Genomic DNA, 20,254 nt, shown 5'->3' with positions numbered 1-20,254 from the left:
ACTTCAGCCAGTGTGCCCGTCTGCCCAGTTCAGCGAGCACGTCCCCCCACCCGACTTTTCGCGAAAAGTCCATTTAAAGAGGTACGTCTTTAAGGCCGTACCGGAAAAAATCTTCAGTATTCGACTTGGGTAATATCCGTCCGGCCTATAGTGGGCGCACACTTCGGCAAGTGACGCAGCGTCGCACACTCGCGACAGCGCGCATCCCCTCCAGGAGACCGTCCCCATGAGTCCGTCGCCGGACCTCCAGGCGCGCCGCCCCCGCGCCGACCTGGACGAGCATCTCTCGCTGCTGCGCAGGCGGTGGCTGCTCCTCGTCGGCTGCGTCGTGGTCGGCGGCACCGCCGGGCTCGCCCTGCTGCGGGCCACGCCGCCGGCCTACACCGCCGTCACCCAGGTCCTGGTCACGCCCGTCGACGGCCAGGACCAGAGCAACCAGGTGAGCAACCGGCAGCGCGAGCCGCTCAACCTCGACACCGAGGCCCAGATCGCCCAGTCGGCCGTGGTCTCGGCCCGGGTCGCCCAGGCCCTGCGGATCCCCGCGCCCCAGCCGGTCGAGGTCTCGGTGCCGCCCAACTCCGCCGTCTTGTGGATCTCGGTGACCGCGCCCGAGCCCGTGACCGCGGCCGCGCAGTCCCGGGCCTACGCCGACGCCTACCTGGCCAACAGGCGCGAGAGCGCGCGGGCCGCGACGGCCGAGCGGCAGCAGGCGGTGGCGGCCAAGCTCAAGCAGGTCCAGGCTGCCCTCGACGCGGCCGTCAAAGAGGCCGGCCGCCTGATCAAGGGCAGCGCCGAGCACACCATCGCCACCCAGCGCCAGAGCATGCTCAACCGCCAGGCCGCCAGCCTCACCCTCAAGTACGACGCCCTGCGCACGATCGCGGTGACCCCCGGCTCGGTCATCAGCGAGGCCCTGCCGCCCGCCCGGCCCAGCTCCCCCAGCCTGCCGCTCTTCCTCGGCACCGGCCTGATGGCCGGGCTGCTGCTCGGGGCGGCGGCGGCCTACGCCCGCGACCGGCTCGACACCCGGCTGCGTACGGCCGCCGACGTCGAACGGCTGACCGGGCTGCCCGTGCTGACCGACCTGTCCGCGTCCCGCGAGCACGGCGTGCTGCACGAGCTGGCCTGCGCCGTGGTGGCCTCGTGCCCGGGCAAACGGCTGCTGGTCCGGTCGCTGCCCGCCGACCTCTACGCCTCGTCGCTGGCCGAGCCGCTGGCCGTCAGCGCGCCGCTGTCGGTGCTCGACGGCTCCGACGTCCGCGACCTGGCGAGGGCGGACGCGGCGCTGGTGCTGGTCGGGCTGGGCCGGGTCGCCTCGACCGAGGTGGTGGCCGCCGTACGCCAGCTGGACAGGCACGGTGTGCCGGTCGTCGGCGTGGTGACGGCCACCGACGCGGTGCCGGAGTTCGTCCCGCTGCTCGACCCGCGCACCCACACCCCGCTCGGCAAGCTCGTCGCCACCGGCGAGCTGCAGGTGAGCGTGTCGGCGGAGACCACCCCCATGCAGTCGTTCCACCACCGGCAACGCAAGCAGACGTGACAGGACCAGCCTGGCCGATCGCGGCGCTCCTGCTCGGCTACCCGATCTGGTGGGCCCTGGGTTTCGGCGGCCTGTCGGTGATCGTCCTGGCCGTGCCGATGGCGGTGATCCTGTGGCGGCGGCGGCCGATCAGGGTGCCCCACGGGTTCGGCCTGTGGCTGCTGCTGCTCGCCGGCTACGCGCTGAGCGCGATGATGCTGGACGAACTGCCCCCCGGCACGTACGGCGAGTTCAGCATGGGCCGGCTGATCGGCTGGGCCATGCGCCTGGCCCTGTACGTGTCCATCCTGATCATGGTGCTCTACCTGGGCAACCTGACCGAGCGCGAGCTGCCGCAACTACGCCTGGTGCGCTGGCTCGGCGTGTTGTTCCTGACCACGGTCGCCGGCGGCCTGCTCGGCGTGGTCCTGCCGCACTTCGCCTTCACCTCGCCGGTCGAGCTGCTGCTGCCCGGCTGGATCGGCGAGAACTCCTTCGTCCAGAACCTCATCCATCCCACGGCCGCCCAGACGCAGAAGGTGCTCGGCTACTCCTCGCCCAGGCCGGAGGCGCCCTTCGAATGGGCCAACGCGTGGGGCAGCAACGCCTCGGTGCTGCTGATCTGGTTCGTCGTCGGCTGGTGGACGTACGGCGGGCGGGGCCGCCGGGTGCTGGCGGTCCTGGTGATCGCGCTGGCCGCGGTCCCGGTCGTGTACTCGCTCAACCGCGGCCTGTGGATCGGGCTCGGGGTGGCGGTGGCGTACCTGATCGTGCGGGTGGGGGGTCGTACGAGGATCGCGTTGTGCGGGGCGGTGGCCGCCGGGCTGGTGGCGTTCGCGCTCAGCCCGCTGGCCTCGGTGTTCGCCCAGCGGCTGGACAAACCGCACTCCAACGACGTCAGGGCGTTCACCATGACCGCCACCGTCGCCGCGGCCCGCCACTCGCCGGTCATCGGCTACGGCAACACCCGCAACACGCTCGGCAACCACCGCTCGATCACCACCGGCAAGACCCAGTGGTGCGCCGCCTGCGGGCATCCGCCGCTCGGCAGCGACGGGCAGCTCTGGCTGCTGCTGATCACCCAGGGCTTCACCGGGGCCGCCCTCTACGTGGCCTTCTTCCTCGGCGCCATCCGCCGCCACTGGGCCGACCGCTCCCCGATCGGGCTGGCCGGGGTGCTGGTGATGGGTCTCGTGCTGCTCTACATGTTCGTCTACGACGGCCTGGTGACGCCGCTGAGCCTCTATCTGATCTCGTTCGCCCTGCTGTGGAGGAACGCATGAAGGACGCCTCCGCGCGGCTCGGATACCTCCGGGAGACCGTGCGCCTGCTGTTCCCGGGCATGGGGTCGCCGCGGCCGTACTCGGTGTTGCCGCACCGGGTGCTGCCCCGCCGGCTGGCGCCGCGGCGCTGGTGGCATCCGGGGGGCGCGGTCACCGTGCCGGTCGAGGACTCCATCGCGACCTACCTGGGCGAGGTCTTCGACGCGCCCGTGGAGACCGTGCTGCACGTACGTCCCGCGCTGCGTCCCAACCGCAAGCCCGTCCTGGAGGTCCGCAGCGGCGGCCGGCTGCTGGCGTTCGTGAAGGTCGGCGACAGCCCGCCGGCCCGCGAGCTGGTCGACCACGAGGCGGCGGCCCTGCGCGGCCTGGCCGAGGCGCCGCTGAAGACCGTCGTCGTGCCCGACGTGCTGCACCACGGCGAGTGGCGTGGCCTGCCCGTGCTGGCGCTCTCGCCGCTGCCCGTCCGGCGCGGCCGGGTGTCACCCTCCCTGCTGTACGCCGCGGTCAAGGAGATCGCCGCCACCGGCGGCCCCGCCCCGGCCTGGCACGGCGACCTGTCCCCGTGGAACATGTGCCCGTCCGCCGACGGCCGGCTGCTCGTCTGGGACTGGGAGCGGTACGAGACCGGCGTCCCCTACGGCCTCGACGCCGTCCACCACTTCTTCCAGCGGGCGCTGCGCCGGATGGCCCCACCTGAGGCGGCCCGCGCCTGCGTGGCCCGCGCGGCCCGTGAGCTGGCCCCGCTCGGCCTGTCGTCGGCCGCGGCCAGGCAGACGGCGCTGCGCTACCTCATCGTGCTGGCCGACCGGCACGCCGCCGACGGCCACTTCGTGCTCGGCCCGCCGGAGACCTGGCTCAACCCGGCCGTCGACCACGAGGAGCTGCTGCCATGAGGACGATGAAGCGGCCGGTGTTGTCCTTCTCGCGCCTCGCGGGCCGGTTCACGTCGGGCGCGCGGGTGTTGCCGGCGTTCCTGATCATCGGGGCGCAGCGGTGCGGCACGACCTCGCTCTACCGGGCGCTGGCCCAGCACCCGCTGCTGCTCAAGCCGGTCCTGCACAAAGGGGTCCACTACTTCGACGTCGGCTACCACCGGCCCCTGTCCTGGTACCAGGCGCACTTCCCGCTGCGGGCGGGCGCGGCCCTGCTCGCCCACCGGTACGGCGGCCGGCCCCAGGCGTTCGAGTCCTCCCCCTACTACCTGTTCCATCCGCCGGCCGGGGAGCGCATCGCCGCCGACCTGCCGGGGGTCAAGCTGATCGTCCTGGTCCGCGACCCGGTCGCGCGGGCCTGCTCGGCCCACGCCCACGAGCTGGCCAGGGGCTTCGAGACCGAGTCGCACCTGGAGTCCGCCCTGGAGCTGGAGGCCGCGCGGCTGGCCGGGGCCGAGGAGAGCCTGCGCGCGTCGCCGTACTCGGAGCACCACTCCCACCGCCACCACGCGTACGTGGCCCGCGGCCGGTACGCCGACCAGCTCGACCGCCTCGAACCGCTGTTCGGCCGCGACCGCATGCTGGTGCTGGACAGCCACCGGTTCTTCGCCGAGCCGGAGTCCGTGCACGATCGTGTGCTGGAGTTCCTGGGGGTGCCGCATCTGGGATATCCGGCGTTCGAGCGGCACAACGGCAGGCCGCTGCCCAGGCCCGTACCCGGCGTGCTGGAGCAGGCGCTCAGGGATCACTTCGAACCGTACGACGCGCGGCTGACGCGCTGGCTGGGCGGTGAGCCGTCGTGGCGCCGGTGATGGTCCGGCGCGGGATCGCCGGACTGACCGGGGCGGGCGTGAGCGCGCTGGCGCAGTTCTCGCTCGCCGTGGTGGTGACCAGGGCGTTCAGCCCGGCGCAGGCCGGGGCGTTCTTCAGCGTGACGGCCCTGACGCTGATGGCGGCCGGCATCGCCAAGCTGGATGCCGGGAACGGGCTGGTGTACTTCATCGCACGGGCGAAGACCTACGACTATCGCGGCATTTCCGGATATATCCGGGCGGCCATGGTGCCGTGCGCGCTGGTCGCCTGCGGCGCCGGCGTGTTGCTGGAGCCGCGCATCGGGCTGCTGGCCTGGGCCCTGCCGGTCATCGTGCTCGGGGACGTCGCCCTGGCCGCGACCCGCGGTTTCGGCTCGATACGTCCCACCGTGCTGCTGGACGGGGTGCTGCTGCCCACCGCGCAGCTCGTGCTCGTCTCGTGGGCGGCGCTGGCGAAAGCTCCCGAATGGCTGCCGGCGGCCTGGGCACTGCCCTTCGTGCCGCTGCTCGTCCTGGCCCTCGCCGGGTTGCCGGGGCGCGCGCCGCGCACGCCGTACCTGCCGGGGACCGGGCGTGACCTGTGGCGGTACACCGCGCCGCGGTCCGTCGCCGGCGCGATCCAGGCCGTGTTCCAGCGGCTGGACATCGTGATCGTGGCCTGGCTCGCCGGGCCGGCCCAGGCCGCGGTCTACACGGCCGCCACCCGGTTCCGGGTGGTCGGGCAGCTCGCCAACCAGGGGCTGGCGCAGGCCGTACAGGAGCGGCTGGTCAGGGCGCTGGCCGACGGGGAGCTGGGCCGGGCGCGGGAGTTGTACCAGGCCACCACGATCTGGCTGGTGCTGCTGACCTGGCCGGTGTGGCTGGGCTACGCCGTCCTCGCGCCGTGGCTGCTGCGCGTCTTCGGCCCCGCGTACGGCGCCGCCGCCCCCATCGCCCTCGTCCTGGCCGGGACCATGCTGGTCGCGACCGCCTGCGGCATGGTGGACGTCGTCCTGACCGCCGCCGGGCACACCCTGACCAGCCTGCTCAACCTGCTGGCCGCGATCACCTGCACCGTCGCGCTCGACCTGGTCCTGATCCCCTCCCACGGCGCGCTCGGCGCGGTCATCGGCTGGTCGTCCGGCGTGATCGTGAAGAACCTGCTGCCGCTGTGGCAACTCCACCACCGCTACGGCCTGCGCCCGTTCGGCCGCCACACCCTGGCCGCCCTGCGCCCGCGCACCTGGGCCACGGCCGCGTGAACGCCCCCGTCCTCGTCACCGGCCTGCCGAGGAGCGGCACGAGCTGGGCCGGCAAGATGCTCGCCGCCGGCGGCGGCCTGGTCTACGTCAACGAGCCGCTCAACCCGCAACACCCGCCCGGCCGCTGCCCCGGCGTGCTCCGGGCGGACGTCGCCCACCGTTTCCAGTACATCTGCGACGACAACGCCGCCACCTGGCTGCCCGCCTTCCGCGACACCGTCGCCCTGCGCTACCACTGGCTCGCCGAGCTGCGCGCCAACCACTCCCCCTACGACCTGGCCCGCCTGGCGCGCTACGGCACCGCGTTCGCGTACGGCCGCCTGACCGGCCGCCGGGCGCTGCTGGACGACCCGTTCGCGGTGTTCTCGGCCGGTTGGTTCGCCCGGCGGCTGGGCTGCGCGGTCATCGCCCTCGTACGCGATCCCGTGTCCTTCGCCGCGAGCTGGCGCCGCCTGGGCTGGACGTTCGACGTCCGCGACCTGCTCGACCAGCCGCTCCTCGTCCGCGACCATCCCGGTGTGCTGGACCTGCGTCCCCTGCTCGGCTCCGCGGACGTACTGGCCAGGACCGCCGGTCTATGGCGGGCCGCCCGGTCGGTGCTGGCCGCCACCCCCGGCATCCTGGTCGTCTCGTACGAGTCCCTGGCACGCGACCCGGTCACCGGCTTCAGACGCCTGTACGCCCACGCGGGCCTGCCCTGGACCCCGTCCGCCGAACGCCGGATCGTACGCGCGTGCACGACGGCTTCCGGCCGGTCAGCGGCCTTCGCCTGGTCGGGCCTGTCCCGCACGGCCTTCCGGCCGATGGACTCCCGTCAAGCCCTGACCACCGCCGCCCGCGGCCTCACCCCACAGGAAGTCACCCGAGTCCGCGCCCTCACCGCCTGAACCGGCGCAGCAGGGAGCCGGTGAGCAGGCGTACCGCGAAGGGGAGGTCGTCCACGAGGTAACGCCGCGCCAGCCGTCCGGGCTCGCTCACCAGCCGGAACGCCCACTCCAGCCCGGCCCGCCGCATCCACCGCGGCGCCCGCTGGACCGTCCCCGCGGCGAAGGCGATGGCCGCCCCGCACCCCACGAACCACGCCTCCGGCAACTCCTCCCGCAGCTCGGCGATGAGCAGGTCCTGCCGGGGAAAGCCGAGGCCGACGAACACCAGGCGGGGCCGCGCCGCGACCACCCGCCGCCGCACCCGTTCCCTGCCCTCCGCCGTGGCGTCGAAGTGGTACGGCGGAGCGTGCACCCCGGCCACCTTCAGCCCCGGACGGCAGCTCCTGAGCTCGGCGGCGGCCAGCTCGGCCACGCCCGGCGGCCCGCCGAGCAGGTACACCGGCCAGCTCCGGGCCGCGGCCAGCTCGCTGAGCGACCAGATGAGGTCGGCCCCGGTGACCCGCTCGGGCAGCGGCGTGCCGAGCAGCCTGGCCGCCCACACCAGCGGCATGCCGTCGGCCACCACGATGTCGGCCGAGCGTACGAGCTCCTGGAGCGCGGGGTCGCGGGCGACGGCCCGGCAGATGTCGACGTTGGGCGTCACGATGCGCCCGCCCCGCCCGGCCGCCGCCTCCCGCTCCACCCACCGCACCACGTCGGCCTCGGTGACGACGTCCACCCCGACCCCGGCCACCACCACCCGCCCCGCCGCCCTGGAACGCAGCGGAACCGAGGGGCCGTACACGCTGCCCTTGCTGTCGGCGGGGGCGTGGGACGGGGGCCGTTGGGCGGGGACGGCGGGGGTGCGGGTTCTCGGGGCGCTCATATGCCGCGCCCCCGCCCGTGCAGCAACCCGAGCACGGTCGCGGCCGGCACGAGCCCGGCCGCGACGGCGAGCGCGATCGGCGCGCGCGGTTCGCCCGGCCGCGCCCCCAGCGTGCGCCACGCCCACCGGACCGCCTCCCGCCGCCGCCCGAGCGCCGCGTGCGCGAACGCGAGCTGCCCGTAGACGCGGGCCGCCCCGCGCCGGTCGAGGGCCAGCTCGGGGTGCCGGTCGAGCATCCAGTCGAGCCCGGCGATCCGGTCCGCCCAGCGCGCGGCGTAGTGGGACGAACCACCCCACCGCACCCGTACGAGCGGCCGGTCCACGTACGTGATCGGCTGCCGCCGGGCCGCGCGCAGGGCCAGGTCCCAGTCCTCGTTCTGCCCTCCGGGGGCACTCTCGTCGGCCCACAACACCCCCCGCCGGAACAGGAACGTCGAGGAGTGCACCATCACCATGCGCGACCGCACCAGGTCGGCCACGGTCACCGTGTCCGAGCCCGCGAGCCGGACCACCCGGCGCCGCCCGTGCTCGACCTCGATGGCGCAGCTCGCGAACTCGCCCCCGCCCAGCGCCCGCACCTGGGCGGCGAGCTTGCCCGGCAACCAGAGGTCGTCGTCGTCGCAGAACGCCACGAGGTCGGTGTCGAGCGCCTCAACGCCGGTGTTGCGCGCCCCGGGCAGCCCAGGGGTACGGCAGTTGGCCAGCACGGGCACACCCGGCTCCCCCGCGTCGCCCCCGTCGGCGACCACGACCACGGCGATCCGGCCCGGGTAGTCCTGGGCCAGCACGGCCGCCACGGCCTCGCGCAGCGGACCGGGCCGATCGCCCCGCGTGGGGATCACCACGCCCACGGACGGCGGCGCGGTCACGCGGCCACCTCCCGGTAGCCGTACCGCACGCGGAGGGGCCAGGTGAGCGCGGCGACCAGCCGCCGGTCGCGCACCGGCAGCCCCGAACGCCACGAGTCGTCGCACCGCAACCGGATCCCCCCGACCTGGAACCGCATCGGGTTGCCGGACGCGGTGTGCGCGGGCCCGAGCAGCGCGGTCGCGCCCTCCAGGAACGGCAGGCCGGGCACGTCGAGACCGAGGAACCCGGCGAGCTCGGTCAGCGTGCGCTCCGGGTCGGCGACCAGGTCCTCGTAGCGCACCCGGGCCACCCGGGCGCCCTGGCGGGCGAGGAGTTCGAGGCCGGCGTTCTGGGCGGTCCAGTGGAGCGCCGTGCGGAACGGCCCCCACCGGGTCATCGGACGCCCGTCCTCGGGCCGCTCGACGAGCCTGCGCCAGGAGTGGGCCACGGCCCGCGGATCCCGGACGACGTGCACGACACGTACGTCCATCCCGGCCGCGACCAGGCAGTGGGCGAGCGAGGCGTGCTTGCTGGAGTCGATCACGACGGGCGCGCCGGTCGCCTCGTAGACCCTCCGGTACGCCCGCGCGTACTCGGCCAGGTCGGGATGGGCGATCCACCCCATCCGATGGGTACGGTCCACCCGCCGCCGCAACACGAGCACCCGCTCGGCCAGCGACGGACGCCACCCGCCGAACGCCCGCTCCCCCACCCGCCGCCAGAAGTCGCAGGCGGCGAAGGCGGCCCCGCAGCCGCACGGCTCCCCGGCCAGCACGCCCCTCGACCACAGGTGGACCACCTCGCCGAGCGCCACCACGCCGGGCAGCTCCGCGAGCAGCCGCTCCAGCAGAGTGGTGCCACTTCGGCCGAGGCCCCCGAGGAAGATCACTCGGGTGGCGGTTGCGCGGTCGGTCACAGGGGAGGGCCTTCACGTCGCCAACACGGAATGCGACGACACTAGCGCGCAGGGTAATCAGAAGGTCAGGAAACCTCGCAAAGATCTACCGAAACGCGGACGGCCCGGCGAAGATCGCCGGGCCGTCCAGTACGGTCGGTGCGCTCAGTTGGCGTCGATGATCATCCCGGCGCCGACCGTGCCGTTGGTGGCCTCGTCCACGAGGATGAAGCCGCCGGTCAGCCGGTTGCGGGCGTAGTCGTCGACGAACAGCGGCTGGGTGACCCGCAGCGACACCCGGCCGATCTCGTTCAGGCCGAGCGCGGTGGCCTCCTCGTCGCGGTGCAGGCTGTTGACGTCGAGCCGGTAGTGCAGGTCGCGCACCAGGGCCCGCGCCGTACGGGTGGTGTGCTTGATCGTCAGCTTGGAGCGCGGGGCCAGCTTGAGGCCGTCGGCCATCCAGCAGACCATGGCCTCCAGATCCTGGGCCGCGTGCGGCTGGTTGTTGGGCCTGGCGATCATGTCGCCGCGCGAGACGTCGAGGTCGTCCTCGAAGCGAAGCGTGACCGACATGGGCGGGAACGCCTCCTCCACCGGCCCGTCGAACGTGTCGATCGAGGCGATCCGCGTGGTCAGCCCGGACGGCAGGTGCACGACCTCGTCGCCCGGCTTGAGCACGCCGCCCGCGACCTGGCCCGCGTAGCCGCGGTAGTCGTGGAAGGCGTGGTCGTTGGCCTTCTGGGGGCGGATCACGTACTGGACCGGGAAACGCACGTCGACCAGGTTGCGGTCGGAGGCGATGTGCACGTTCTCCAGGTGGTGGAGCAGGGAGGTGCCGAGGTACCAGGGCATGTTCTCCGAGCGCGAGACCACGTTGTCGCCGTTGAGCGCGGAGATCGGGATGAACGTCAGGTCGGTCACGTTGAGCTTGGAGGCGAAGGAGGTGAACTCCTCGCGGATCTCCTCGAACCGCTCCTGCGAGTAGTCGACCAGGTCCATCTTGTTCACGGCCAGCACCAGGTGCGGCACGCGGAGCAGCGAGGTCAGGAACGCGTGCCGGCGCGACTGCTCCAGCACGCCCTTGCGCGCGTCGATGAGGATGATCGCCAGGTCGGCCGTGGAGGCGCCGGTGACCATGTTCCGGGTGTACTGGATGTGCCCGGGCGTGTCGGCGATGATGAACTTGCGCTTGGGCGTGGCGAAGTAGCGGTAGGCCACGTCGATCGTGATGCCCTGCTCGCGCTCGGCCCGCAGGCCGTCGGTCAGCAGCGACAGGTCGGTGTACTCGGTGCCGCGGTCGCGCGAGGTGCGTTCGACCGCTTCGAGCTGGTCCTCGAAGATGGCCTTGGAGTCGAAGAGCAACCGTCCGATGAGGGTGGACTTGCCGTCGTCGACGCTTCCCGCGGTGGCAAAGCGAAGAATGTCCATCAGAAGTAGCCCTCTCGCTTGCGGTCCTCCATGGCGGCCTCGGACGAGCGGTCGTCGGCCCTGGTGGCCCCCCGCTCGGTGATCCGGGTGGCCGCGATCTCTTCGATGATCTCCTCGACCGTGACGGCCTTGGACTGAACGGCGCCGGTGCAGGTCATGTCGCCGACGGTGCGGTAACGTACGACGGCCTCGAACAGCGGCTCGTCGTCGCCGCGCGAGACGACGTCGGAGTCGGGCAGCAACATGCCGTCGCGCTCGAACACCTTGCGGGTGTGGGAGAAGTAGATCGAGGGGATCTCGATGCCCTCACGCCGGATGTAGTCCCAGATGTCCAGCTCGGTCCAGTTGGACAGCGGGAAGACCCGGATGTGCTCGCCCTTGCGGATGCGCGAGTTGTAGAGGTTCCACAGCTCGGGGCGCTGGTTCTTCGGGTCCCACTGGCCGAAGTCGTCGCGGAAGGAGAACACGCGCTCCTTGGCGCGGGCCTTCTCCTCGTCGCGCCTGGCCCCGCCGAAGACGGCGTCGAACTCGTGCTCCTCGATCCCGTCGAGCAGGGTGGTGGTCTGCAGGCGGTTGCGCGAGGCGCGCCGCCCGGTCTCCTCCACCACCCGGCCGCTGTCGATCGACTCCTGCACGCTGGCCACGATCAGGCGCGCGCCCAGCTCCTCGGAACGGCGGTCGCGGAACTCGATGACCTCGTCGAAGTTGTGCCCGGTGTCGACGTGCATCAGCGGGAACGGGATGGCCGCGGGCCAGAACGCCTTCTCCGCGATGCGGAGCATGACGATCGAGTCCTTGCCCCCGGAGAAGAGCAGACACGGCCGCTCGAACTCCGCCGCCACCTCGCGCATGATGTGGATGGCCTCGGCTTCGAGTACGTCGAGCTGCGACGTCGTGTAGTCGCGCTGGAGCATGGGCGCTTCCTCCGGCGGTTAGCGGTGCAGGTCCCGAATTCCGGCGAGCAGGGATGTCGCCAGCTCCGGTAGGGAAACCAGGATATCCGGTAGTGACGGGTCGGCTTGGTTGTAGGTCAGCTCCGAACCGTCGACCCGGCTGGCGAAGGCGCCGGCGGCCTGCGCGACGGCGACGGGGGCGGCGGAGTCCCACTCGTACTGGCCGCCGGCGTGCACGTACGCCTCGACCTCGCCGGTGAGCACCGCGGAGATCTTCGCGCCCGCCGAGCCGATCGGCACCAGGTCGGCCCCCAGCAGATAGGCCAGCTTCTGGACGAACTCCGGCGGCCGGGTGCGGCTCACCGCGATGCGGAAGCGCCCCTTCTCGAACGCCGGCAGCGCGGGCGGCTCGGCCGTGCTCAGAGTACGGCCCTGCGCGGGCAGCGCCACGGCGCCCGCCGTCAGCCTGCCGCGCTCCCACAACGCCACGTGCACGGCCCAGTCGGAACGGCCCTCTTCGGAGAACTCGCGGGTGCCGTCGAGGGGATCGACGATCCACACCCGCTCGGCGCCCAGCCTGCGCGGGTCGAGCCGCTCCTCGCGGGTGGCCTCCTCGGACAGGACACTGTCACTCGGACGCAAGCGCGCCAGCGCCTCCATGAGGAACACGTGCGCGGCCCGGTCGCCTTCCGCCCGCAGCGCGGCGGAGTCGCCGAACCCTGTGCGCTCGCGAACTCCCAGCAGCCGCTCGCCCGCCTCGGTCGCCAGGTCGGCGGCCACGGCATGGTCGTCGCGAATCGTCATCAATATGCTCCTTGCCCGCGGGCGACGGCCGACCAAGTCTTCCACAGGATCTGGAGGTCCAGCGTGAGGGACCAGTTCTCAACGTAACGCAGGTCAAGGCGGACCGATTCCTCCCAGGACAGGTCGGATCGTCCGCTCACTTGCCACAGCCCGGTCAGCCCGGGGCGTACCAGCAGCCTTCTGCGCACATCGTCACCGTAGCGCGCCACCTCCTCCGGCAGCGGCGGGCGGGGGCCGACCAGCGACATGTGTCCGAGGAGCACGTTGATGAGCTGGGGCAGCTCGTCGAGGGAGTGGCGGCGCATCAGCGTGCCGAGCGGCGTCACGCGCGGATCGTTGCGGATCTTGAACAGCAGCCCGTCACGGTCGCTGACCATGGTGATCTTCTGCTCCTCCGAGCCCCGCCGCATGGTACGGAACTTCAGGATCGTGAACGGCCTGCCGTCCTTGCCGATCCTGACCTGGCGGAACAGCGCGGGCCCGGGGCTCGTGCCGCGTACGGCCACCGCCAGACCCACCAGCAGCGGCGACAGCAGCACCAGCAGCGCGGCGGCGACCAGGCGGTCGAAGACGTTCTTGACCAGTTGCCTGGCGCCGGTCAGCTCGGGGTGCTCGACGTGCAGCAGCGGCAGCCCGGCGGCCGGCCGGATCATGATGCGCGGGCCGGTGACGTCCATCAGCGCGGGGGCGACCACCAGCTCGGTGTGGCTGCGCTCCAGACGCCAGGCCAGCCGGCGCAGCGCGTCGCCGTCCATCTCGGGGCAGGCCAGCACGGCCACGGTGTCGGCGCGCACCTGGTCGACCACCAGCGGCACGTCGCGGAAGTCGCCCGCCACGGGCACCCCGCTCAGCGCGCCCTGGGCGTCGCCGTGGGGCACGCAGGCGGCCACGACGTCCATGCCGTGGTGGCGTTCCCTGCGGAAGAGCTGGACCAGTTCGGCGATCGAGGCCGGATGGCCGACCGCGACCACCCTGCGCATGCAGGCGCCGGCCGCCCTGCGCCGGTTGAGCGAGCGCCGCAGCAGGTAGCGGGCGACCAGCGTGAGCAGCGTGACCAGGGGCAGCGCGAGCACGACGTAGCCGCGGGCGACGTCGGTCTTGGTGACGTACGAGCCGATCGCGGTGGCCGCGGTCAGCGCCACGCCGGCGTGCACGACCCGGCGGAACTCCTCGGTGCCGACGCCGATCATGCGCGGCTCGTAGGCCCGGTTGAACGCGACCGCGCAGATCCACACCCACGGCAACGCCACACTGACCAGCAGGTACGGCAGCACGTACGGGGTGAACCCCCCGAACCTGCCGCAGAAGGCGGCGGCGGACCCGACGCCCGCCCCGCACAGATCGCCCACGACGGCACGGAACCGGTAGGACCGCATCCACACCGGCGTCACCGGGCTCACCCGCCACGAGACGGCCTCGCCCGATCTCACGGGCTCTCCTGCCTCACTGCGTGAGGCGGCCTCGGTCGCCAAATGCCGTCTTCCCCCGCTCCGCTCCCGCCGTCTCCCCGGCACACCTGTGTGTGTCCATTACCGAACGGACAGTCACAGATGGTAGCCGTGCGTACGCGGCGACAGGCGGCGAACGGTTCTATGCGGCGATCAGCGCGGAGGGCCGGAAATGTGCAGATCAGCCCGGTGGTACTCGTTCTGGGTGACTTCCAGGCCGCGGGTCATGAGCGACTCGACGACGTCGGCGCCGCGGTCGACGAGGAAGGGCAGGTCCTTGCGCTCGACGGTGGCGAAGTCTCTGAGCACGAAGGAGGCGGGGTCCATGCGGCCGGGCGGCCGGCCGATACCGAAGCGCACCCTCAGGTAATCGCGGGTGCCGAGGACCTTGGTGATGGACTTGAGCCCGTTGTGGCCGTTGTCGCCGCCGCCGAGCTTGGCGCGCAGCGCGCCGTAGGGGACGTCGAGCTCGTCGTGCACGACGATCAGCCGCTCGGGACCGATCTTGTAGAAGTCGGCGAGCGCCTTGACCGGCCCGCCCGACAGGTTCATGTACGTCAGCGGCTTGGCCAGCACGGCCGCCCGCGTCTCCAGCACGTCGGACCTGCTCTTGTGGGCCTTGAAGCGCCCACCGGCCCGCGCGGCCAGCTCGTCGAGCACCATGAAGCCCGCGTTGTGCCTGTTACCCGCGTATTCGGGCCCCGGATTGCCCAGTCCCACGATCAGCCAGCGGTCCATGTGCTCCCCTTACAGCGGAACGGGGGCGGCCTCGCGCCACCCCCGTTCGCAGGACGTGCTTACTCGGCAGCGGCCTCGGCGGTCTCGCCCTCGCCCTCGGCCTCGGCGACCTCGCCCTCGGCGACCTCGGCGGCCTCGGCGGCGGGCTCCTCGGTCGGCTTGGCGATGACGTGGAGGACCACGGCCTCGGGGTCGGCGGCCAGCGTGGCGCCCGACGGCAGGTTGAGCTGCGCGGCGGTGACGACGGTGCCGACCTCCATGCCCTCGATGTCGACCTCGACACCGGTCGGGATGTGGGTGGCCTCGGCCTCGACGGCCACCGCGACGAGCTGCTGGTCGAGCAGGCCCTCGGAGTTGACGTCGCCGGTCGTGGTGACCGGGATCTCGACGGTGACCTTCTCGCCGCGCTTGACCAGGATCAGGTCGACGTGCTCGACGAAGCCCTTGATCGGGTCGCGCTGCACGCCCTTGGGCAGGGCAAGCTCGTCGACGCCCTCACCCTCGAGGCGGATCAGCACGTTGGGCGTGCGGAGCGCGAGCAGCACCTCGTGACCGGGCAGGGTCAGGTGCTTGGGGTCGATGCCGTGCCCGTAGAGAACGGCGGGCACCTTGTCGGCGCGGCGGATCTTACGGGCGGCGCCCTTGCCGAACACCGTGCGGGGCTCGGCGGCAATACGTACTTCGGACACGACATCTCCTAGGGATGCAGAGATCGGATTGTGGCGCGCTCCCCCTCACCCGCCCTAGCGGAAGGCGTTACGAGCGCAACCCGTACAGCTTACTCGCTCAGGTGTCGCCCTCGAACAGGCTCGTGACGGACCCGTCGGTGAAGACCTCGGTGACCGCGCGGGCGATCAGCGGGGCGATCGACAACACGGTCAGCTTGTCGAACCGCTTGGTCTCCGACAGCGGCAGCGTGTTGGTCACGATGACCTCGGAGATGCGGGAGTTCTTCAGCCGGTCGACGGCGGGGTCGGAGAAGACCGCGTGGGTGGCGGCGACGATCACGTTGGTGGCGCCCTGCTCGTAGAGGGCGTCGGCGGCCTTGCAGATCGTGCCGGCGGTGTCGATCATGTCGTCGATCAGCACACAGGTGCGGCCACTGACCTTGCCGACGACCTCGCTGACCTTCACGGAGTTGGCCACGTCGAGGTCGCGGCGCTTGTGGATGAAGGCCAGGGGCGTGCCGAGGGTGTCGGCCCAGCGCTCGGACAGGCGGACGCGGCCGGTGTCGGGGGAGACGACGGTGGTGTTGGCCAGGTCGAGCTTGTTCTTCAGGTAGCTCTCCAGGACCGGCATCGCGAACAGGTGGTCGACGGGACCGTCGAAGAAGCCCTGGATCTGCGAGGTGTGCAGGTCGATCGACATGAGCCGGTCGGCGCCCGCGGTCTTGAACAGGTCGGCCATCAGCCTGGCCGTGATGGGCTCGCGGCCGCGGCCCTTCTTGTCCTGGCGGGCGTAGCCGAAGAACGGCATGACCACGGTGATGCGTTTGGCGGAGGCCCGCTTGAGCGCGTCGACCATGATGAGCTGTTCCATGATCCACTTGTTGATCGGGCCGGTGTGGCTCTGGATCACGAAGGCGTCGCAACCGCGGACGGACTCAAGGTATCGGGCGTAGATCTCGCCGTTGGCGAAGTCGATCAGTTTGGTGGGGGTGAGGGAGACGCCGACGTGCTCGGCAACCTCTTCGGCCAGCTCTGGATAGGCCCGGCCGGAGAAGAGCATGAGGTTCTTCTCGCCCGGCTGTTTGATGCTGGTCACTGTTCGTTCTCCTGCTGTGCTCGCTCGGCCAGCGCCCGTTCGGCGGCGGCGGCCGACTTCGTGCCCGCGCGCTTGCGCAAGACCCATTTCTCGATGTTGCGCTGTCGCGCTCTTGCCACGCCCATCGCACCTGGGGGTACGTCGCTGACGATGACGGATCCGGCCGCTGTGGTGGCGCCGTCGCCGATCGTCACGGGAGCGATGAGCATGGTGTCGCAGCCGACGAACGCGCCGTCGCCCACGGTGGTGTGGTGCTTGTCGACCCCGTCGTAGTTGACGAAGACGCTGGAGGCCCCGATGTTGACGTCCTCACCGAGGGTGGCGTCGCCGGCGTAGGTCAGGTGGGGCACCTTGGAACGCTCGCCGACCTTGGTGTTCTTCAGCTCGACGAACGTGCCCGCCTTGGACTTCCGGCCGAGGACGGTGCCGGGGCGCAGGTAGGCGTAGGGGCCGACGTTGGCCTCCGGGCCGATCTCGGCGCTGTCGCAGACCGCGTTGCGCACGACGGCGCGCTCGCCGACTCGGGTGTCGGTCAGCGTGGTCGCCGGGCCGACCTCGGCGCCGGTCTCGATCACCGTACGGCCGTGGAGCTGGGTGCCGGGGTGGATGACGGCGTCGGGCGCGATCTCCACGCCCACGTCGACCCACGTGCTGGACGGGTCGACGACGGTGACGCCGGCGCGCATGTGCTCCTCCAGCAGCCGCCGGTTGAGCACCTGGCGGGCGAAGGCGAGCTGGACGCGGTCGTTGACGCCCTCGACCTCGACGTGGTCGGCCACCACGCAGGCGCCGACCCGGTGGCCGTCGCCGCGCAGGATGCCGAGCACGTCGGTGAGGTACTCCTCGCGCTGGGCGTTGTCGGTGGACACGCGCTTGACGGCGTCGGCGAGCAGCAGGCCGTCGAAGGCGTAGATGCCGGAGTTCATCTCCTTGATCGCGCGCTGCTCGTCGTCGGCGTCCTTCTCCTCGACGATCTCCAGCACGGCGCCCGAGGGGTCGCGGACGATCCGGCCGTAGCCGGTCGGGTCGGGCACCTGCGCCGTCAGCACGGTGACCGCGTTGCCGTCGGCGGCGTGCTTGTCCAGCAGGTCGGAAAGGGTACGGGCACGCAGCAGCGGCACGTCGCCGTAGGTGACCAGGACCGTGCCGGAGATCGTGCCGACCTCTTCGAGCACGGTACGGACGGCGTGGCCGGTGCCGCGCTGCTCACGGCCGGGCACGGCGCGCGCGTCGGGGCTGGTCGCGGCGAGATGGCCGCCGACCTGTTCGAGCGCGTGGCCGATCACCACGATGAGCCGTTCGGGACCGAGGTCGCGGGCGGCGGCGAGCATGTGGTCGACCAGCGCGCGGCCGCACAGCTCGTGCAGGACTTTCGGGGTCTGGCTCTTCATCCGGGTGCCCTCGCCGGCGGCGAGGACGATGACGGCTGCCGGGCGCGGCACACTCACGGACTGAGGCTCCCTGTGACTGGACGGATCAGGGTCGTCGGCGCGGCTACCGCCCCGCAACCCTCCCGACACCGTGAGGATACCTGCCCGGCTCCGGGCTCTTTCGCCCGGGGAGTCGCGAAATGTGTGTCAAGGCTCCCGGAAGAGGACTCGAACCCCTACAAAGTGGACCAAAACCACTTGTCCTGCCGATTAGACGATCCGGGACGGACCGGACGCCGCGGCGTCCGGCACAGCCCCTACGATACCGAGCCCGCACGGGCGTATGCGCCCTCAATTCTCTCCCACCTCACCAGTCCCCGCGAATACCGGGGTCATGAGGGCTGGTCGGCGCGCTGCTCACATAACAGACCTCCCGAAAAGCCGCAAGGTACGAAACCCACTCACCTCGACGAGCCGCCCGTCAGCTATGTGACATCCACAGCTTAGGGCTTCCTTACTTACGATGGCGTAGGTTACGGTTGCGTAGCCCGGACATTCGTCCTCATACATGTCGTTGGAGGTAGCCCATGACCGTTCTCGCCGAGCGCTCATCCCCTGCCCCGAAGCCCGACTTCGAACCCGAACCGAAATCCAAGGCGGAGCTCGTCACGTTCGCACTCGTGGTGGGACTGCCCCTGATCGCGATCGCGGCGGCGGTACCTCTGGCATGGGGCTGGGGACTCGGCTGGACGGACATCGCCATCGCCTTCGTCTTCTACATCGTCTCCGGGCTCGGCGTCACCGTCGGGTTCCACCGCTACTTCACGCACGGCTCGTTCAAGGCCAAGCGGCCGCTGAAGATCGCGATGGGCATCGCGGGCAGCCTGTCGCTGGAGATGTCGGTGCTGGACTGGGTGGCCACGCACCGCAAGCACCACAAGTTCTCCGACAAGGAGGGCGACCCGCACTCGCCGTGGCGCTTCGGCCCCGGCTTCAAGTCGATGTCCAAGGGCCTGCTCTACGCCCACATGGGCTGGCTGTTCGAGAGCGAGCGCACCAACCGCGAGAAGTACGCCCCCGACCTGTGCAAGGACGAGGACATCCAGAAGCTGCACAAGTGGTTCCCGACGCTGGCCCTCGTCTCGGTCCTGCTGCCCGGCGTGCTGGGCCTGCTGCTCACCTGGTCCTGGCAGGGCGCGCTGACCGCGCTGTTCTGGGGCTCGCTGATCCGCATCGGCCTGCTGCACCACGTGACCTGGTCGATCAACTCGATCTGCCACGTCTTCGGCGAGGAGTCCTTCCAGGTCCGCGACAAGTCGCGCAACGTCTGGTGGCTGGCCATCCCGTCGTTCGGCGAGTCCTGGCACAACCTGCACCACTCCGACCCCACCTGCGCCCGGCACGGCGCGCTCAAGGGCCAGATCGACCTGAGCGCCGGCCTGATCCGCATCTTCGAGCGGGCGGGCTGGGTGGACGACGTGCGCTGGCCGACGCCGGAGCGCCTGGCGGCGAAGCGCATTGCCTGATGATGATCAGCCGATGAATGGCCATTCGTCCGTGGCCGTCATTATGGAAACCGTGACCGAACCCCGATCTCGCAGGCGCATGTCCGGTAGAGAGCGCAGAGAGCAGCTGATCCGGATCAGCCGCACGCTGTTCGCCGAGAAGGGGTTCGACGGGACCTCTATCGAGGAGATAGCCGCCACCGCGCAGGTCTCCAAACCCGTGGTGTACGAGCATTTCGGCGGCAAGGAAGGCGTCTACGCGGTCGTCGTGGACCGCGAGATGCAGAAGCTGCTCGGCATGATCACCTCCGCCCTCGCCGCCTCCCACTCCCTCATCAAGCTGGAGCGGGCCGCCCTGGCCCTGCTGCAGTACATCGAGGAGAGCAGCGAGGGCTTCCGCATCCTGGTCCGTGACTCGCACGCGGCCTCGGGCACGGGCACGTTCGCGAGCCTGATCAGCGAGATCGCCAGCCAGGTCGAGGACGTGCTGCGCGACGAGTTCGCGGACCGCGGCTACGACCCCAAACTCGCCCCGATGTACGCCCAGATGCTGGTCGGCATGGTCGCGCTGACCGGCCAGTGGTGGCTGGACGTACGCAAGCCGGGCCGCGAGGAGGTCGCCGCGCACCTGGTCAACCTGGCCTGGAACGGCCTGACCGGGCTGAACCCCAGCCCGGTCATCACCGTGGCCAGCCGCGACCAGCAGGCGCTCGCCAAGCCGCGGGCCAGCGAGAAGGAGCTGCGCGACTTCGAGAAGGCCCGCGAGAAGGAGCTCAAGGAGGCCGAGAAGCTGCGCCAGCGTGAGCTGCGTGACGCAGAGAAGGCCCGGGTACGAGAGTTGAAGGAGCGCGAGCGGCTGCTGAAGGAGGCGGAGAAGGCCCGTGAGCGCGAGGAGAAGATCCGTCAGCGGGAGGTCAGGCTCGCCGAGCGCGCCGCACGCCTGGAGCAGGCCGAGCATCCGGAGTGAGTCGTTGCGGCTACGTTAACGTTCCGTTCAACCAATCGGGGCAATATAGGCCAT

19 protein-coding genes and 1 tRNA gene are annotated in these 20,254 nt (G+C 71.3%); 8 read left to right on the top strand and 12 right to left on the bottom strand.

Annotated features, from left to right (window positions below; translation table 11 throughout):
• Positions 1-226 precede the first annotated feature (226 nt).
• From DMB42_RS20810 to DMB42_RS20785, 6 genes are read left to right on the top strand one after another with little or no spacing between them, the layout of a single operon-like run.
• On the top strand, positions 227-1,540 hold the full coding sequence (locus DMB42_RS20810; protein ID WP_125636633.1) for a Wzz/FepE/Etk N-terminal domain-containing protein: 1,314 nt from the start codon (positions 227-229) through the stop codon (positions 1,538-1,540).
• The gene (locus tag DMB42_RS20805) at positions 1,537-2,802 is read left to right on the top strand and encodes a hypothetical protein (RefSeq protein WP_125636632.1); all 1,266 of its coding nucleotides are present in this window, start codon (positions 1,537-1,539) and stop codon (positions 2,800-2,802) included. The genes DMB42_RS20810 and DMB42_RS20805 overlap by 4 nt, the downstream gene beginning before the upstream one ends.
• Positions 2,799-3,695, top strand: a complete 897-nt coding sequence (locus DMB42_RS20800; RefSeq protein WP_125636631.1) for a hypothetical protein — start codon at positions 2,799-2,801, stop codon at positions 3,693-3,695. Before DMB42_RS20805 ends, DMB42_RS20800 begins: the two co-directional genes overlap by 4 nt.
• On the top strand, positions 3,692-4,546 hold the full coding sequence (locus tag DMB42_RS20795; RefSeq protein WP_125636630.1) for a sulfotransferase: 855 nt from the start codon (positions 3,692-3,694) through the stop codon (positions 4,544-4,546). Before DMB42_RS20800 ends, DMB42_RS20795 begins: the two co-directional genes overlap by 4 nt.
• A complete protein-coding gene (locus DMB42_RS20790) occupies positions 4,534-5,787 on the top strand; it encodes a lipopolysaccharide biosynthesis protein (protein ID WP_260477820.1) in 1,254 nt (417 codons plus the stop codon). The genes DMB42_RS20795 and DMB42_RS20790 overlap by 13 nt, the downstream gene beginning before the upstream one ends.
• Positions 5,784-6,674: a sulfotransferase gene (locus DMB42_RS20785; protein ID WP_125636629.1), complete on the top strand. Its 891-nt coding sequence runs from the start codon at positions 5,784-5,786 to the stop codon at positions 6,672-6,674. Before DMB42_RS20790 ends, DMB42_RS20785 begins: the two co-directional genes overlap by 4 nt.
• Here DMB42_RS20785 and DMB42_RS20780 read toward each other — a convergent pair.
• From DMB42_RS20780 to DMB42_RS20725, 12 genes are all read right to left on the bottom strand, one after another.
• Entirely contained in the window at positions 6,664-7,539 is an 876-nt protein-coding gene (locus DMB42_RS20780) for a WecB/TagA/CpsF family glycosyltransferase (protein WP_125636628.1), read from the bottom strand. The genes DMB42_RS20785 and DMB42_RS20780 overlap by 11 nt on opposite strands.
• A complete protein-coding gene (locus DMB42_RS20775; protein WP_125636627.1) occupies positions 7,536-8,408 on the bottom strand; it encodes a glycosyltransferase family 2 protein in 873 nt (290 codons plus the stop codon). The genes DMB42_RS20780 and DMB42_RS20775 overlap by 4 nt, the downstream gene beginning before the upstream one ends.
• Positions 8,405-9,304 carry a sulfotransferase gene (locus DMB42_RS20770; RefSeq protein ID WP_260477819.1) on the bottom strand — a complete coding sequence of 300 codons (900 nt, stop codon included), beginning with the start codon at positions 9,302-9,304 and terminating at the stop codon, positions 8,405-8,407. The genes DMB42_RS20775 and DMB42_RS20770 overlap by 4 nt, the downstream gene beginning before the upstream one ends.
• A gap of 144 nt (positions 9,305-9,448) precedes the next feature.
• Positions 9,449-10,711: a sulfate adenylyltransferase subunit CysN gene (gene cysN, locus DMB42_RS20765; RefSeq protein ID WP_125636626.1), complete on the bottom strand. Its 1,263-nt coding sequence runs from the start codon at positions 10,709-10,711 to the stop codon at positions 9,449-9,451.
• Entirely contained in the window at positions 10,711-11,625 is a 915-nt protein-coding gene (cysD, locus tag DMB42_RS20760; protein WP_125636625.1) for a sulfate adenylyltransferase subunit CysD, read from the bottom strand. The genes cysN and cysD overlap by 1 nt, the downstream gene beginning before the upstream one ends.
• A gap of 18 nt (positions 11,626-11,643) precedes the next feature.
• On the bottom strand, positions 11,644-12,408 hold the full coding sequence (locus tag DMB42_RS20755) for a 3'(2'),5'-bisphosphate nucleotidase CysQ (protein ID WP_185844772.1): 765 nt from the start codon (positions 12,406-12,408) through the stop codon (positions 11,644-11,646).
• Complete coding sequence (locus tag DMB42_RS20750) at positions 12,408-13,784, bottom strand: sugar transferase (protein ID WP_125636863.1); 1,377 nt, start codon at positions 13,782-13,784, stop codon at positions 12,408-12,410. Before DMB42_RS20750 ends, DMB42_RS20755 begins: the two co-directional genes overlap by 1 nt.
• A 225-nt stretch (positions 13,785-14,009) precedes the next feature.
• Entirely contained in the window at positions 14,010-14,594 is a 585-nt protein-coding gene (pth, locus tag DMB42_RS20745; RefSeq protein ID WP_125636623.1) for an aminoacyl-tRNA hydrolase, read from the bottom strand.
• A gap of 59 nt (positions 14,595-14,653) precedes the next feature.
• A complete protein-coding gene (locus DMB42_RS20740) occupies positions 14,654-15,283 on the bottom strand; it encodes a 50S ribosomal protein L25/general stress protein Ctc (RefSeq protein ID WP_125636622.1) in 630 nt (209 codons plus the stop codon).
• A gap of 97 nt (positions 15,284-15,380) precedes the next feature.
• On the bottom strand, positions 15,381-16,358 hold the full coding sequence (locus DMB42_RS20735) for a ribose-phosphate diphosphokinase (RefSeq protein ID WP_125636621.1): 978 nt from the start codon (positions 16,356-16,358) through the stop codon (positions 15,381-15,383).
• A complete protein-coding gene (gene glmU, locus DMB42_RS20730; RefSeq protein WP_125636620.1) occupies positions 16,355-17,806 on the bottom strand; it encodes a bifunctional UDP-N-acetylglucosamine diphosphorylase/glucosamine-1-phosphate N-acetyltransferase GlmU in 1,452 nt (483 codons plus the stop codon). The genes DMB42_RS20735 and glmU overlap by 4 nt, the downstream gene beginning before the upstream one ends.
• 135 nt (positions 17,807-17,941) lie before the next feature.
• Positions 17,942-18,013, bottom strand: a tRNA-Gln gene (locus tag DMB42_RS20725).
• A gap of 302 nt (positions 18,014-18,315) precedes the next feature.
• On the opposite strand from DMB42_RS20725, the gene DMB42_RS20720 reads away from it, so the two are divergent.
• The gene (locus DMB42_RS20720; RefSeq protein WP_125636619.1) at positions 18,316-19,254 is read left to right on the top strand and encodes an acyl-CoA desaturase; all 939 of its coding nucleotides are present in this window, start codon (positions 18,316-18,318) and stop codon (positions 19,252-19,254) included.
• 43 nt (positions 19,255-19,297) lie between these two features.
• Positions 19,298-20,200 (top strand): TetR/AcrR family transcriptional regulator, encoded by a 903-nt coding sequence (locus DMB42_RS20715; RefSeq protein ID WP_125636862.1) that lies wholly within the window; start codon positions 19,298-19,300, stop codon positions 20,198-20,200.
• Positions 20,201-20,254: the final 54 nt, after the last annotated feature.

Source organism: Nonomuraea sp. WAC 01424 (assembly GCF_003947315.1).
Classification (GTDB): Bacteria; Actinomycetota; Actinomycetes; order Streptosporangiales; family Streptosporangiaceae; genus Nonomuraea; species Nonomuraea spiralis.
Note: the sequence above shows the minus strand (reverse complement) of the source record. Positions and strands in the feature narration are given on the sequence as shown.

Coding starts and splice junctions, on each gene's coding strand:
- DMB42_RS20810 (WP_125636633.1), top strand. CDS start 227: ATGAGTCCGTCGCCGGACCTCCAGGCGCGCCGCCCCCGCGCCGACCTG.
- DMB42_RS20800 (WP_125636631.1), top strand. CDS start 2,799: ATGAAGGACGCCTCCGCGCGGCTCGGATACCTCCGGGAGACCGTGCGC.
- DMB42_RS20795 (WP_125636630.1), top strand. CDS start 3,692: ATGAGGACGATGAAGCGGCCGGTGTTGTCCTTCTCGCGCCTCGCGGGC.
- DMB42_RS20780 (WP_125636628.1), bottom strand. CDS start 7,539: ATGAGCGCCCCGAGAACCCGCACCCCCGCCGTCCCCGCCCAACGGCCC.
- cysN (WP_125636626.1), bottom strand. CDS start 10,711: ATGGACATTCTTCGCTTTGCCACCGCGGGAAGCGTCGACGACGGCAAG.
- cysD (WP_125636625.1), bottom strand. CDS start 11,625: ATGCTCCAGCGCGACTACACGACGTCGCAGCTCGACGTACTCGAAGCC.
- DMB42_RS20755 (WP_185844772.1), bottom strand. CDS start 12,408: ATGACGATTCGCGACGACCATGCCGTGGCCGCCGACCTGGCGACCGAG.
- DMB42_RS20750 (WP_125636863.1), bottom strand. CDS start 13,784: ATGCGGTCCTACCGGTTCCGTGCCGTCGTGGGCGATCTGTGCGGGGCG.
- pth (WP_125636623.1), bottom strand. CDS start 14,594: ATGGACCGCTGGCTGATCGTGGGACTGGGCAATCCGGGGCCCGAATAC.
- DMB42_RS20720 (WP_125636619.1), top strand. CDS start 18,316: ATGACCGTTCTCGCCGAGCGCTCATCCCCTGCCCCGAAGCCCGACTTC.
- DMB42_RS20715 (WP_125636862.1), top strand. CDS start 19,298: ATGGAAACCGTGACCGAACCCCGATCTCGCAGGCGCATGTCCGGTAGA.